The organism is Janthinobacterium sp. SUN206 (assembly GCF_030587305.1).
Classification (GTDB): domain Bacteria; phylum Pseudomonadota; class Gammaproteobacteria; order Burkholderiales; family Burkholderiaceae_D; genus Janthinobacterium; species Janthinobacterium kumbetense.
Genome location: NZ_JAPWIB010000007.1, coordinates 12,741 through 26,811, shown reverse-complemented (window position 1 = coordinate 26,811; position 14,071 = coordinate 12,741). Strand labels below are relative to the sequence as shown.

The following is a 14,071-nucleotide window of genomic DNA, read 5'->3' as shown; positions in this document are numbered from 1 at the left end:
CAGGCACTGATTCGCGGCTTCCAGCAGCATTGACAGGGAACAAGGTCCGGGACTGCAAAAGGTCATGAAAATGTCATAATTGGCGGCATGCCATCGGCGTGCATCGCTAGCCAAACAACACGATGCCACCCGGCAGCCGCGTCACGCGCGCGCCATACGCGTCCTGGATCAGGGCGATCACGTCGTCGAGACGGTCGAGCGAAAAGCTCGCTTGCACGCGCGTGAGTTTCAAGGCGTCGCCATTGAGGATCAGCTTGCCGGGCCGGTAGCGGTTCACCTCGTCCACCACTTCGGCCAGGGTGCTTTGCTTGAACACCAGCAAGCGCTGGCGCCACGCGCTGACGTCGCCCCTGGCCACCGCGCGGGCGATGCCGAAATGCTCGGGCCGGTAGCGCAGCTGCTGGCCCGCGGCCAGTTCCGCATCGTTGCCGGCCTGCGCCACGCGCAGGCGGCCCGCCAGGCACGTCACGCACACTTCCTGGCCAAACAGGCGGATATTGAAACGGGCGCTGCCGGCCGACACGCTGCCGTCGCCCGCCTGCACGCGCACGCGCGCCGCGCCGCGCAAGCCGGCCTGGAATTCCGCCTCGCCCGCCAGCAGCACCAGCGCCGCGGCGCCGTCCTGCACGGGCGCCGCGTCGAGGCGCGTCTGCGTATTCATCTGCACCAGCACGCCGCCATCGAGCGCCACTTCGCGCTGTTCGCCCGTGCCCGTGGCGTAGTCGGCGGCAAGACCCGCGACGGCCGGCCACAGGTCCATGGGCGGGCGCAGCACCAGCAAGCCCAGCGAGGCGGCCACGGCGCCGCCGAGCCAGGCGCGCCGCGCCGTGTTGACGGGCGCCTGCGCCCGCTTGACGGCGCGCGCGGCCGGCGCCATGGCGCCCCACACGGCGCGCGCCTCGGCAAACGCGTTGGCATGCTTGCGGCTGCGCGCACACCAGTGGCGAAACACTTGCGCATCGCGCTCGCTGACCTGGCCCGAGGCCAGGCGCACGACCCACGCCTGCGCTTCCTTCTGGATGACACTCATGTCGTCTTCCGCTTGTTCAGTCATGATGTTTAGACGTTTTTCCCGCGCCGGGACCGAAGCGCTGAATGAAATCGCGTCCCATGCGCTCGCAGCAATGTTCCAGGCCGGCGCGCAATTCCTTCTCTACCGTGCGGGCGGAAATGCCGAAGCGCTCGGCGATATCGCGGTGCGGCAACTGGTCGACGCGGGCGGCGATGACGATGGCGCGCCGGCGTTTCGGCAACTCCTGCAAGGCCCGTTCCAGCTCTTCCAGTTCGGCGCGCGCGCTGAAGGTGCGGGCCGGGTCGGCCAGCTCGTCGGCCATCTCGTACAGGTCGTCGATATCGGGCAAGCTGAGCAGGCGCGCATTGTCGCGGCGTTGATCTTCCGCAATGTTGATGGCGATGCGCATCAAGTAGGCGGACGGGTAGCTGATGGCCTCGGGCGCATTCATCCGTTCCACCCGCAGATACGTTTCATGCAGCGCGTCATTGGCCAGGTCTTCCGAGCCCAGGCGGCGCTGCAAGTGGCGGCGAAACTGTCCGTAGCGTTCCAGGAACAGCTTGCGCAAGGTGGTTTTGAGCAATTCCGGCATGGTCAGGGCGCCCCGGCCAGCAGGTAGGGCGCGCAGTCGGCATCCGGATCGGGCCGCGGCGTCAATAAAATCGTCAGCGGCTGCGGCAAGCCCGCCGGTGGCGCGCCATCCATCAGCAGGCTGCGCAAACGCTGCAGCACGGCGCGGTCGCGCTGTTCCACGCCGCTCGGCTCCAGCACGTGTACGGCGCGCACCTTGCCCCGCTCGTCAAGCCACAGCTGGAAAGCCAGGCGGTAGCGGCCGAAGGCGTCCGGATGCAAGCGGCACAGGGCGCGCGTGAGCGAGCGCTGCAGGATGGCCGCATAGCCTTGCAACGGTAGCGCGGCAGGGGCGGCCTCGACCGGCACGGGCGCCGGCGCCACGGGGGCGTCGGCCAGCGCCAGCAAGGTAAACGCGTTGCTGCCGCTGAAGCGCGCGCCCAGCTGCGTGCCTGCCAGCAAGCGCTGCAGCGCTTCGGCCGGCGTGTAATCGCCGCGCACGGGCGCTGCCACGCGACCGGCCGCCAGCTGGCTGCTGACGAGCACGGAATACCCGGTCACTTCGCCGAACGCCACCAGAGCCGCATCGAGCGGCTGGGCGGGCAAGTCGAAGCGCAGGGTCGCGTGCGCGCTGGCGTCAGCACCGTCCGCGCCCGCAGCCGGCCGCACGAATGTCATCAATGTCATGAATGTCATCAGCAAGCAGGCGGACAGGGCATTGCCCGTTGCGGCGCGGCGGTGGCTTAGTGTCATTTTCCAGGGGAATCAACGAAAAATCCTGCTCATGAAGTGTCTTGACTGCAATGTTGTCTGCAGAATGGCAAGATGGTAGCTTCATAAAATGACAACTGCATGACATGGCGTCGGCCCGCATGCCGGCCTGTGTCATCGCCGCGACATATGATCTTGCTATGCTGAACGCCTGATCCACCACTGCGGGAGCCGCCATGGCACGCCTGTTATCACTATTGCTGCTGGCCTGCGCCGCCCTGTCCGCACAGGCGGACGAGCACACCGTCGTCGTGAAGGCGGCCGCGCCCGAGAAGGGTTGCGTGGAAGTGGAAGTCAATGGCAAGCGCGCGCAATCGATGTCTTGCTTGAATGAAAAATTATTGCCGAATAGCAACACCGTGAACCGGCAGCCGCCCGCCCTGTCCGGCGCGGAAGCGATCGTGCAGCGCCCGTCGAACCAGCTGGGCCTGTACAACCGCGCCGCCCTCGAACACCGCATGGGCAATGCCTTTGGCAAATCCGTCACGCCGCAGCGCCCGCCGCCGCCGACGCCCGCCAGCCCGCTGCTGCCGGCCCCGCTGCTGCCACCCCGTTAGCTGTTGTCAACGCACAGTCCATTTGCGCTGTCAAGATTGCGCAATCGCGCCGATTGCGTATCATTCCAGGCTTGATCGCTCTGGAAACAACCATGCTGCCCACTATCGAACAACGTCTTGCCCTTGAACTTGCCGCCAAACCGGTGCAGGTTGCCGCCGCCATCGAACTGCTCGACGAAGGCGCCACCGTGCCCTTCATCGCCCGTTACCGCAAGGAAGCGACCGGCGGCCTCGACGATATCCAGCTGCGCCTGCTCGAAGAGCGCTTGCGCTACCTGCGCGAGCTGGAAGAGCGGCGCGCCGCCATCGTGGCCTCGATCACGGAACAGAACAAGATGACGCCCGAGCTGCTGGACGCCGTCATGCACGCGGAAGACAAGACGCGCCTGGAAGACTTGTATCTGCCATACAAGCAAAAGCGCCGCACGAAGGCGCAGATCGCCATCGAAGCGGGCTTGATGCCGCTGGCCGACGGCTTGCTGGACAATCCGGAACTGACGCCGGAAATGGAAGCGGGCAAGTTCCTGCGCGAAGCGTTTACGAGTGCCGACGGCAACAACCCGGGCGTGGCGGACACCAAGGCGGCCCTCGACGGCGCGCGCCAGATCCTGATGGAGCGTTTCGCCGAAGATGCAACGCTGCTGCAAACCTTGCGCGAATACGTGCAGGAACACGGCATCGTCGAATCGAAAGTGGTGGAAGGCAAGCAGGACGAAGGCGAAAAATTCGCCGATTATTTCGATTACTCGGAAACCATTTCCACAGTGCCATCTCACCGCGCGCTGGCGCTGCTGCGCGGCCGCCGCGAAGGCATCCTCGACGTCACCCTGCGCCTGGATACGGAAGCGGAAAAACCGAAATGGGATGCGCCGCACAACCCGTGCGAAGGCCGCATCGCCGCCCGTTTCGGCATCAAGCAACAGGGCCGTCCGGCCGACAAATGGCTGGCCGATACGGCGCGCTGGACCTGGCGCGTGAAAAGCTTCATGCACCTGGAAACGGAACTGATGGGCGCGCTGCGCGAACGCTCGGAACTCGACGCCATCAACGTCTTCGCCACCAACCTGAAAGCGCTGCTGCTGGCCGCGCCGGCCGGCCAGCGCGCCACCATGGGCCTGGATCCTGGCTTGCGCACGGGCGTCAAGGTCGCCGTGGTCGATGCCACGGGTAAAGTGGTCGACACGGCCGTGATCTACCCGCACCAGCCGAAGAACGACTGGGATGGTTCCTTGCACACCTTGGGCCGTCTTGCCGCCAAGCACAATGTGTCCCTGATTTCCATCGGCAACGGCACCGCCTCGCGCGAGACGGACAAGCTGGCGCAGGATTTGATCAAGCAGCATCCGGAAGCGAAGATGACGAAGATCGTCGTCTCGGAAGCGGGCGCGTCGGTGTATTCGGCGTCCGAGTTCGCCTCGAAAGAGTTGCCGGACATGGATGTGTCCCTGCGCGGCGCCGTGTCGATTGCGCGCCGCCTGCAAGACCCGCTGGCCGAACTGGTGAAAATCGACCCGAAATCGATCGGCGTGGGCCAATACCAGCATGACGTGAGTCAAAGCCAGCTGGCCCGCTCGCTCGATGCCGTGGTGGAAGATTGCGTGAACGCCGTCGGCGTGGACGTGAACACGGCGTCGGCGCCGCTGCTGGCGCGCGTCTCCGGCCTGTCGGCCAGCGTGGCGCAAAGCATCGTCACATACCGCGACATGAAGGGCGCGTTCACCTCGCGCGCGGCCTTGAAAGCCGTGCCGCGCCTGGGCGACAAGACCTACGAACAGGCAGCGGGCTTTTTGCGCGTGATGGGCGGCGAAAATCCGCTGGACGCCTCGGCCGTCCACCCGGAATCGTACCCGCTGGTGGAAAAGATCCTGGCCGATATCAAGAAGGATATCAAGGCCGTCATCGGCGAAACGGCCCTGCTGAAAACCCTCAGCCCCGCCAAGTATGCAGATGACACCTTCGGCGTGCCGACCATTTCCGACATCTTGAAGGAACTGGAAAAACCGGGCCGCGATCCGCGTCCGGAATTTACCACCGCTACCTTCAAGGAAGGCGTGGAAGAAATCCGCGACTTGCGCCCGGACATGATCCTCGAAGGCGTGGTCACCAACGTGGCCGCCTTTGGCGCCTTCGTCGACATCGGCGTGCACCAGGATGGTCTCGTGCACATCTCGGCCCTGTCGAACACGTTTGTGAAAGACCCGCACACGGTGGTGAAGGCAGGACAAGTCGTGCGCGTGAAAGTGCTGGAAGTCGATGAAAAGCGCAAGCGCATCGCGCTGACCATGCGTTTGACGGATAGCGCGCCGCAGGCGGGCAGCAAGCCGGAACAGCGTGGCGACCGCAACGACCGCCGCAGCATGGCGCAGCACCAGTCGCAGTCGCGCAACGCACCGGAACCGGCCGGCAGCATGGCCGCCGCGTTCGCCAAGCTGCGCGGTTAAGTTCGTGGCCGCCGGGCAGGACCTTGTCATCCTGGCGGCGGACGCGGCCGGCCCGGATGCGCAGCGGCTGCTCGACGAATTGTCGGACGCATTGCTGCGCATCAATGGCGACAGCGGCCGCTCTTCCTTCGATGCCGAAGCGGCCACGCCGCGCGGCGGCTTTTATCTTGCCCGCGATGCCGCCGGTGACCTGCTGGGCTGCGCGGCCCTGCGCCCGCTGGGCGGGCCGGACAGCGCCACGGCAGAACTCAAGCGCATGTATGCGCGCCCCGGCCAAGGTGGCGTGGGCGCGGCCCTGCTGGCCCATGTGGAAGCGCAGGCGCGCTGCTTCGGCTATGCGCGGCTGCACCTGTCCACGCGCGTGGCGAATACCCGCGCGGTGGCGTTTTATGCCAAACACGGCTATGCGCCCGTCGTTGCCTGGGGCAAATACGTGGGCGCGGCACAATCGGTGTGCCTGGGCAAACAGTTATAAGCGTCAACGTGGCTGACTTGCCCGATTTATGACTTGAGCGCATACCCGTGCCGGCGTTTTCTTATAAAATGACGGCATCTATTTATTTACCCATCAGAGGCAGCTATGAGCGACGTACAAACCTGGATCAAAGAAACCGTGACGAACACGCCAGTCGTGCTGTTCATGAAGGGCACGGCCCAGTTCCCGCAGTGCGGCTTTTCCGGCCGCGCCATCCAGATCCTGAAAGCATGCGGCGTGGAAAACATCGCTACCGTCAACGTGCTGGATGACCCGGAAGTGCGCCAAGGCATCAAGGATTACTCGAACTGGCCAACCATTCCGCAGCTGTATGTCAAAGGCGAGTTCATCGGTGGTTCCGATATCATGAATGAAATGTTTGAATCGGGCGAACTGAAGTCCCTGCTCGATGCCTGATAGTCAACAGCAGCGGCCGCGCCGTATCGTCGTGGCCATCACGGGCGCCACGGGCGCCGTGTATGGCTTGCGGTTGCTGCAATTGCTCGGCGCCATCCCCGGCGTCGAGACGCATCTGGTCTTGTCCGATGCGGCCGTATTGACCCTGCACCAGGAAACGGGCGTAGGGCGCAAGGATATCGAAGCGCAGGCGCACGTGGTGCACAAGCTGCGCGACATCGGCGCAAGCATCGCCAGCGGCTCGTTTCAATCGGATGGCATGGTCGTCGCACCGTGCTCGATGAAGACCCTGGCGGCCGTGGCCCATGGCCTGTCGGATAATTTGATCACGCGGGCAGCCGATGTGGTGCTCAAGGAGCGCCGCCGCCTGATCCTGATGGTGCGCGAAACGCCGTTCAACCTGGCGCACCTGCGCAATATGACGGCCGTGACGGAAATGGGCGGCATCATCTTCCCCCCACTACCCAGCTTTTATCACCACCCGCACAGCATTGCGGAGATGGTCGACCATACGGTCGCGCGCGTCATCGACCTGCTGGGCATCGAGCACGGCCTGGCGCCACGGTGGAATGGTTTGAAGTCCACTGGCGACACCCCTATCCTCTAGTTGGCGTCACGATTTAATTGACGTCACGATGCCTGACAAAAGCGTAGCGAGCGGAAGGAAGAGGTAGTCGAGAAGCGCAACCGTACTTTAGTACGGTGAGCATCGCAAACTACCTATGCCGACGCGCAGCAGCTTTGGTCAGGCATCCTCCCTCACCGCTTGTCGAACTGGTGAGCACTGGCCTGCTTCAAATCCCTGGCTTCTTCAACCATCCTGCGGTGGGCGATCCGTTTGCGCATCACTTCCGCATGTTGCGCGGCAGTCATGGGGGGCACGGTCATCAAGTCCTTCAGCTGCGCGGTATTGCTGTAGTTACTTTTCATAAGACGGCTCAAATGCTCGGCTCCGTAGTGGATGAACTGGCTGCTTCTGATGTGATTATGCGCTGGTATTGGCCGCTGCGCCGCTGCGTGCGGGATTATTGTCAAATAATTCCGCTGCAGCGCAACATGCGAGGTCTTATTGTGCGACAAAATCATGTCTCCAGTATGACGTTGCGCAAATAAAAGGACAGGAAGAGCGCCGCCAGCGAAAGGCGGACGGCGCCGGCCGGGGATGGCCTGAATGCTTACTTTTGGTAGTTGACTCTGACCAGCATGCGAATAAATTCTCGCGCGATTTGACGATGATGTTCATCTAATCTTTGCAAATCGGCAATTAATTTCACATCGGCGGACTCAAACCGCGACAAAGCGCTGCCCGCTTCGCCATTCGGCGTGGCGCTTTCCGGGCCGCCAAAACGCAACCATTCCGCCGGAACGCCCAACCATTGGGCAATCATGCGCAATTTCTCTTGCGTCGGAATTGCTTCACCTACTAACCATTTCCTAGCTGCATGCACGGTAATCGGGCGCCCGTCGAAACGGATATTGAATTCCCGGGCCAGTCTGGTCGGGCTGTCTGGAGAATAATGGGCGTTTTTGAGAGCCAACTGAAGTCGCTGGCTGAAGCTTTCGCGTTCGTTAGAAGAATTCATAGGTGTACTATTTCATGTTGTAACATGAAAGTCAGTTTCTTGAATGACCATACAGAATGTTACATTTGAAAAGAGTATCAATTAACAATTAACACTCCGGCCGGGCTTTCCGGGTAGAAAAGTGGGCCGAATTTTCTCTTGTGATTCTGCGTGGCTTCGGGTCAAATTCGCGGCTGGCCTTGATTTTCGCACTGCAGCACGATTCAAAGCCTCGGTTTGGCATTACAACGTACGGTATCGGATAATGCCCTCCTCTACCGATGTACGCAATGCCCATGTCATACAATTTCTTGTAGACAAAGTTTTCAGAAGGGCCATTTTGTTTCCAACATGGAAACGATTCGAACAACGTGCTCAGAGCGAAACGTTGTTTTTTGATCGTGCCGGCTGGAAAGAATCTGCGCCCGAAAAATTTTACTGCCATCGCAGCGAAAAGAATGTCGCTGTTATGCCAGGAAAGCTCTTTTTGGTGTCATCTTGGCCACCAACTCTCGATCTTAAGCGCGTTTGCGCCAGAAGAATCAATTTATTTTCAGTAACTGTTGCCTTATTCGCCAAATTCCCCTGTCCAGGTCCTCTTTTTTCTTTGTTGCAGCACGGGCAGGGCACGCTACAATAGTATTGACGTTGACGTAAACGGCACTTTGCCCCCCATTACCCTGCAGCACCCATCCAGCGACCGACCACCCATGCAACCGACACCGCCCGCAGCAATGACGACCTATACCATTACCGAACTGGCGCGGGAATTCGACATCACGGCGCGCGCCATCCGTTTCTATGAAGACCAGGGCTTGCTCAGTCCGAAACGCGAAGGCGCGGGCGGGCGCAGCCGCGTCTACACGCCGCGCGACCGCACCCGATTGAAACTGACCCTGCGCGGCAAGCGCCTGGGCCTGGCGCTGTCGGAGATCAAGAGCCTGGTCGACATGTACGAGTCGCCGAAAGACACGCGCGCGCAGATGGACCGCTTCCTGGGCGTGCTGGCGCAACACCGGCAAACCCTGGAACAGCAGCGCATCGATATCGAAATGGCGCTGGCGGAAATCAGCGCGCATGAAGACGCTTGCGCGCACATGCTGGCGGACTTGAACCTGGATCAGGCGCAAACCAGCTAGGCAGCAATGCGGCGGCGCAGGCCGCGCGCGCATCGCTTTACGTTTACGTAAACGTCACAACTGAGTATCATAGCTTCACTGACCCGGCATCCATGACCGCCACACTTATAACGACGAGGACGACATGCTCCATCTCCCAGGCTTGACCTTTGACCACGGCGAAGACATCGCCTCCCTGCGCGAAGCGATCCAACAATTTGCCGCCGCCGAAATCGCGCCGCGCGCGGCCGAGATCGACCGCACCGACCAGTTCCCCATGGACCTGTGGCGCAAGATGGGCGACATGGGCTTGCTCGGCATTACCGTCAGCGAAGAGTACGGCGGCGCCGGCATGGGTTACCTGGCACACATCATCGCCATGGAAGAGATTTCGCGCGCCTCGGCTTCCGTCGGCCTGTCCTACGGCGCCCACTCGAACCTGTGCGTGAACCAGATCAAGCGCAACGGCACGGCCGAACAAAAGGCCAAGTACCTGCCGAAGCTGATCACGGGCGAACACATCGGCGCGCTGGCCATGTCGGAACCGAACGCGGGCTCGGACGTCGTCAGCATGAAGCTGCGTGCCGACTTCAAGGGCGACCGCTGGGTCTTGAACGGCACCAAGATGTGGATCACCAACGGCCCCGACGCGGACGTGCTGGTGGTGTACGCGAAAAACGACCTGGAAGCGGGTCCGCGCGGCATGACGGCTTTCCTGATCGAAAAAAATTTCAAGGGCTTTTCCATCGCGCAAAAGCTCGACAAGCTGGGCATGCGCGGCTCGCACACGGGCGAACTGGTGTTCCAGGATTGCGAAGTGCCGGCCGAAAACGTGCTGGGCGGCCTGGGCAAGGGCGTCAACGTGCTGATGTCGGGCCTCGACTTCGAGCGCACCGTGCTGTCCGGCGGCCCGCTGGGCATCATGCAGGCGTGCATGGACCTGGTCGTGCCTTACGTGCATGACCGCAAGCAATTCGGCCAGCCCATCGGCGAATTCCAGTTGATGCAGGGCAAACTGGCCGATATGTATTCAACCATGATGGCGTGCAAGGCGTATGTGTACGCCGTCGGCCAGGCGTGCGACCGCGCCACCACGCCGGAAGCCGTGCGCCAGTTGCGCAAGGATGCGGCCGGCGCCATTCTGTATAGTGCGGAAAAGGCGACGTGGATGGCGGGCGAAGCGATCCAGGCCCTGGGCGGCAATGGCTACATCAACGAATTCCCGGCCGGCCGCCTGTGGCGCGATGCCAAGCTGTACGAAATCGGCGCCGGGACCAGCGAAATCCGCCGCATGCTGATAGGCCGCGAACTGTTTGCGGAAACCAAGTAAGCACGGGCGCGCGGCGATCGACTGGGTGAAGAGCTATTTATGCGAGCACAGCTATGACGCACATTGCCTTCCCCAAATTGCTCTCTTCCCAGATTGCATTCGATATCGCGCGCACCATCCGCGACGGCTTCGACAAGCATTACCGCCTGTTCCGCGAAACCAGCCAGCAAGCCAAGCAGTATTTCGAGCAAGGCGCCTGGGCCGCGGCACAGACGGCGGCCCGCGAACGCATCGACTTTTATGACAAGCGCGTGCAGGAATGCGTGCAGATGCTCGAAGATGAGTACGAAGAGTCGGAGTTGAGCGATGAAGTGTGGCGCGAACTCAAGCTGCACTACATCGGCATGCTGACGGAACACAAGCAGCCGGAACTGGCGGAAACCTTCTTCAATTCCGTCTGCTGCAACATCCTGCACCGCACGTATTTCAATAACGACTATATTTTCGTGCGTCCCGTCGTGTCCACGGAATACATCGACACGCAAGACCCGGTCCCCACCTACCGCGTGTATTACCCGGGCAAGGACGGCTTGCGCCACACCCTGACGCGCATGCTGACGCACTTCCAGCTGGACTGCGCATTTGCCAACCTCGAGCGTGACGTGGCCCAGGTGGAAGCGCGGCTGCAGCAGCTGTTCGGCGGCGACAGGATCGAACCGAACCACCAGATCCAGGTCTTGACCAGTTTGTTCTACCGCAACAAGGGCGCCTATCTGGTCGGCAAGGGCATCAACGGCAACCGCGAATACCCGTTTGTCGTGCCCATCCTGCACAACCGTCACGGCAAGCTGGTGCTCGACACGGTGCTGTTCGAGCAGCAGCAGATCGCCGTGCTGTTTTCGTTTACGCGCGCATATTTCCTGGTCGATATGGAAGTGCCGTCGGCCTACGTGCAATTTCTCCGAAGTTTGCTCCCGCGCAAGCCGCGCAGTGAGATTTATACGATACTGGGCTTGCAAAAACAGGGCAAGACGCTGTTTTACCGCGACTACCTGCAGCATTTGAAACACTCGTCGGACCACTTCGAAAGCGCACCCGGCATCCGCGGCCTGGTGATGCTCGTGTTTGCCCTGCCGTCGTTTCCGTATGTCTTCAAGGTGATCAAGGATTTTTTCCCGCCGCCCAAGGAAACCACGCGCGCGCAAGTCCAGCAAAAATACTTGCTGGTGAAACACCACGACCGGGTGGGCCGCATGGCCGACACGCTCGAGTATTCCAACGTGGCCTTTCCCCGCGCCCGTTTTGCGGAAGAATTGCTGGCCGAGCTGAAACAGTTCGCGCCCTCGCTGATCGAAGAAGACCACGAACAGATCATCATCCGCCACCTGTACATCGAGCGGCGCATGGTGCCGCTGAACATGTGGCTGAGCAATGCCGAGAAGGAAGGCCGCGACGACCTGGTCGAACACGCCATCGTCGAGTACGGCAACGCCATCAAGGAATTGGTGGCGGCGAATATCTTTCCGGGCGACATGCTGTATAAAAATTTTGGCGTCACGCGTCATCAACGTGTCGTTTTTTACGATTACGATGAAATCGAGTACATCACCGATTGCCAGTTCCGCGTCATTCCCCAGGCGCGCACGGAGGAAGAAGAAATGTCGGCCGAACCTTGGTATCCCATCGGCAAGCACGATGTGTTTCCCGAACAATTCGGCACCTTCCTGCTGGGCAATCCCCGCATCCGCAGCTATTTCATGCAGCACCATGCCGACCTGCTGACGGCGCAATATTGGCAGGCGCGCAAACAGCGCATCGAAGACGGCCACATCGAGGACGTCTTCCCTTATCCGCAGCACCTGCGTTTTTGTATGCAGTCATCATCCCCACCCCTAACCGGAGATCCAACATGAATGATCCAGTCGTAATCGTCGGTGCCGCGCGCACCCCCATGGGCGCCTTCCAGGGCGACTTTGCCAACGTCACCGCCAGCGACCTGGGTGCCGTGGCCATCCGCGCCGCCGTGGAACGGGCCGGCGTGGCGCCGGATGCCGTGGAACACGTGTTTTTCGGCAATTGCCTGATGGCGGGCCAGGGCCAGGCGCCAGCGCGCCAAGCCTTGCGCAAGGCTGGCTTGCCCGATTCCACGGGCGCCGTGACCCTGTCGAAAATGTGCGGCTCGGCCATGCAGACGACCATGTTCGCGCATGACACCTTGCTCGCCGGCAGCGCCGACGTGGTAGTGGCGGGCGGCATGGAATCGATGACCAACGCCCCTTACCTGGTACCGAAGGCGCGCGGCGGCTATCGCATCGGCCACGGCATGATCTATGACCACATGATGATGGATGGCCTGGAAGACGCCTACAGCCGCGATGAAAAGGGCAACGCCCGCTCGATGGGCACGTTTGCCGAAGAGTGCGCCAGCCAATATCACTTCACGCGCGAAGCGCAGGATGCCTTCGCCATCGAATCCGTGAAACGCGCGCAAGCGGCCACCAAGGATGGCAGTTTCGAATGGGAAATCGTGCCCGTGACCGTGTCCGGCCGCGGCGGCGACACCATCGTCAGCATCGATGAAGGCCCGCAAAAAGCCCGCCTGGAAAAAATCCCCACCTTGAAGGCGGCGTTCAAGAAGGATGGCACCATCACGGCCGCCTCGTCTTCGTCGATCAACGATGGCGCGGCAGCCCTCGTGCTGATGCGCGAATCGACGGCGAAAAAGCTCGGTTGCACCGTCATCGCGAAAATCCACGGCCACGCCACGCATGCGCAGGCACCGAACGAATTCACCACGGCCCCTATCGGCGCGGTGAAAAAACTGTACGCGAAAACGGGCTGGAGCAGCAGCAATGTGGACTTGTTCGAGATCAATGAAGCGTTCGCGGCCGTGCCGATGGCCGCCATGCACGACCTCGACATTCCACACAGCAAGATCAACATCCACGGCGGCGCGTGCGCGCTGGGCCACCCGATCGGCGCCTCGGGCGCGCGCATCATCGTCACCCTGCTGGGCGCCCTGAAAAAAACCGGCGGCAAGCGCGGCGTAGCGGCCCTGTGCATCGGCGGCGGCGAAGCGACGGCGATGGCGATCGAACTGGTATAAGCTCTTCCTGAGCCCGGGCGCGCACCGCAGTTCACGGTGCGCGCCCTTTCATTTTATTTTCAGGGAGAAAACATATGCCTACCGCATTGATCATCGGCGCCTCGCGCGGCATCGGCCACGAAATCGTCCGTCAATACCGTCACGATGGCTGGCGTGTCATCGCCACGGCCCGCACACCGGACGCTTGCGACGCCCTCGCGCAACTGGGCGCGGAAGCGCACCAGCTGGACGTGACGGACGTGGAAGGCTGTGCCGGCCTGGGCTGGAAACTCGACGATGAAAAGCTCGACGTGGCCATCCTCAACGCGGGCGTGTACGGCCCCCGCCACGACGGTTTCCCCGCGCAAGCCGATTTCGACCTCGTCATGCACACGAACGTGCTGGCGGCCATGCGGCTGCTGCCGATCCTGGCGCCGCTGGTGGCCAACGCAAAAGGCAAGCTGGCCGTGCTGTCCTCGCACATGGGTTCCCTGAGCGAACGTGGCAATCCCACCGGTTCGCTGTACCGCGCCAGCAAGGCGGCCCTGAATTCCGTGCTGATCGACACTGCCCTCGTGCATGGCCCGCAAGGCGTCAGCTGCGTGGCGTTTCACCCGGGCTGGGTGCGCACGGACATGGGCGGTGCCGGCGCCGATATTTCCCCCGAGGAAAGCGCTGCCGGCATCCGCGCCACCCTGGCCAGCCTGCCGGCCACGGACAAGGCCGTGTTCCGCAACTACGATGGCAAGCCCATAGCCTGGTAATTCCACCACACCATATAAAAACAAACGAG

The 14,071-nt window shown here is 61.9% G+C and carries 16 protein-coding genes; 11 read left to right on the top strand and 5 right to left on the bottom strand.

All coding sequences use genetic code 11. The features are described from left to right. Positions 1-106: 106 nt before the first annotated feature. Genes O3300_RS27395 through O3300_RS27385 form a run of 3 tightly spaced genes read right to left on the bottom strand, consistent with a single transcriptional unit; the run spans position 107 to position 2,269 of the window. A complete protein-coding gene (locus O3300_RS27395) occupies positions 107-1,054 on the bottom strand; it encodes a FecR domain-containing protein (protein ID WP_305054662.1) in 948 nt (315 codons plus the stop codon). Beyond that, positions 1,047-1,604, bottom strand: a complete 558-nt coding sequence (locus O3300_RS27390) for an RNA polymerase sigma factor (protein WP_035823145.1) — start codon at positions 1,602-1,604, stop codon at positions 1,047-1,049. The genes O3300_RS27395 and O3300_RS27390 overlap by 8 nt, the downstream gene beginning before the upstream one ends. Before the next feature lie 2 nt (positions 1,605-1,606). After that, entirely contained in the window at positions 1,607-2,269 is a 663-nt protein-coding gene (locus tag O3300_RS27385; protein WP_305054661.1) for a secretin and TonB N-terminal domain-containing protein, read from the bottom strand. A gap of 260 nt (positions 2,270-2,529) precedes the next feature. Here O3300_RS27385 and O3300_RS27380 point away from each other — a divergent pair, with 260 nt between their 5' ends. The 5 genes from O3300_RS27380 (at position 2,530) to O3300_RS27360 (ending at position 6,850) form a co-directional block, all read left to right on the top strand. Further along, entirely contained in the window at positions 2,530-2,910 is a 381-nt protein-coding gene (locus tag O3300_RS27380) for a hypothetical protein (RefSeq protein ID WP_305054660.1), read from the top strand. Positions 2,911-3,002: 92 nt separating this feature from the next. Then, entirely contained in the window at positions 3,003-5,351 is a 2,349-nt protein-coding gene (locus O3300_RS27375) for a Tex family protein (RefSeq protein ID WP_251351522.1), read from the top strand. 4 nt (positions 5,352-5,355) lie between these two features. Continuing rightward, positions 5,356-5,826, top strand: coding sequence for a GNAT family N-acetyltransferase (locus O3300_RS27370; protein ID WP_305054659.1), 471 nt, complete (start codon positions 5,356-5,358; stop codon positions 5,824-5,826). A 105-nt stretch (positions 5,827-5,931) separates the two neighbouring features. Further along, positions 5,932-6,243 carry a Grx4 family monothiol glutaredoxin gene (grxD, locus tag O3300_RS27365; RefSeq protein ID WP_034753766.1) on the top strand — a complete coding sequence of 104 codons (312 nt, stop codon included), beginning with the start codon at positions 5,932-5,934 and terminating at the stop codon, positions 6,241-6,243. Beyond that, the gene (locus O3300_RS27360; protein ID WP_305054658.1) at positions 6,236-6,850 is read left to right on the top strand and encodes a UbiX family flavin prenyltransferase; all 615 of its coding nucleotides are present in this window, start codon (positions 6,236-6,238) and stop codon (positions 6,848-6,850) included. The genes grxD and O3300_RS27360 overlap by 8 nt, the downstream gene beginning before the upstream one ends. A gap of 152 nt (positions 6,851-7,002) precedes the next feature. On the opposite strand, the gene O3300_RS27355 is transcribed toward O3300_RS27360, so the two are convergent. Beyond that, on the bottom strand, positions 7,003-7,329 hold the full coding sequence (locus tag O3300_RS27355; RefSeq protein WP_077398249.1) for a hypothetical protein: 327 nt from the start codon (positions 7,327-7,329) through the stop codon (positions 7,003-7,005). An 89-nt stretch (positions 7,330-7,418) separates the two neighbouring features. Beyond that, positions 7,419-7,826 carry a hypothetical protein gene (locus O3300_RS27350; RefSeq protein ID WP_034753756.1) on the bottom strand — a complete coding sequence of 136 codons (408 nt, stop codon included), beginning with the start codon at positions 7,824-7,826 and terminating at the stop codon, positions 7,419-7,421. Between the two features lie 244 nt (positions 7,827-8,070). Between O3300_RS27350 and O3300_RS27345 the strand changes: the two genes are divergently transcribed. The 6 genes from O3300_RS27345 (at position 8,071) to O3300_RS27320 (ending at position 14,042) form a co-directional block, all read left to right on the top strand. After that, complete coding sequence (locus O3300_RS27345) at positions 8,071-8,445, top strand: hypothetical protein (protein WP_251351519.1); 375 nt, start codon at positions 8,071-8,073, stop codon at positions 8,443-8,445. Between the two features lie 94 nt (positions 8,446-8,539). Next, the gene (locus O3300_RS27340) at positions 8,540-8,944 is read left to right on the top strand and encodes a MerR family DNA-binding transcriptional regulator (protein ID WP_251351570.1); all 405 of its coding nucleotides are present in this window, start codon (positions 8,540-8,542) and stop codon (positions 8,942-8,944) included. A gap of 124 nt (positions 8,945-9,068) precedes the next feature. Continuing rightward, positions 9,069-10,253 (top strand): isovaleryl-CoA dehydrogenase, encoded by a 1,185-nt coding sequence (locus tag O3300_RS27335; RefSeq protein ID WP_077398251.1) that lies wholly within the window; start codon positions 9,069-9,071, stop codon positions 10,251-10,253. A 53-nt stretch (positions 10,254-10,306) separates the two neighbouring features. Beyond that, on the top strand, positions 10,307-12,106 hold the full coding sequence (gene aceK / locus O3300_RS27330) for a bifunctional isocitrate dehydrogenase kinase/phosphatase (protein ID WP_305054657.1): 1,800 nt from the start codon (positions 10,307-10,309) through the stop codon (positions 12,104-12,106). After that, on the top strand, positions 12,103-13,299 hold the full coding sequence (locus tag O3300_RS27325; RefSeq protein ID WP_099666058.1) for an acetyl-CoA C-acyltransferase: 1,197 nt from the start codon (positions 12,103-12,105) through the stop codon (positions 13,297-13,299). The genes aceK and O3300_RS27325 overlap by 4 nt, the downstream gene beginning before the upstream one ends. A 74-nt stretch (positions 13,300-13,373) precedes the next feature. Next, complete coding sequence (locus O3300_RS27320; protein WP_305054656.1) at positions 13,374-14,042, top strand: SDR family oxidoreductase; 669 nt, start codon at positions 13,374-13,376, stop codon at positions 14,040-14,042. Positions 14,043-14,071 lie beyond the last annotated feature (29 nt).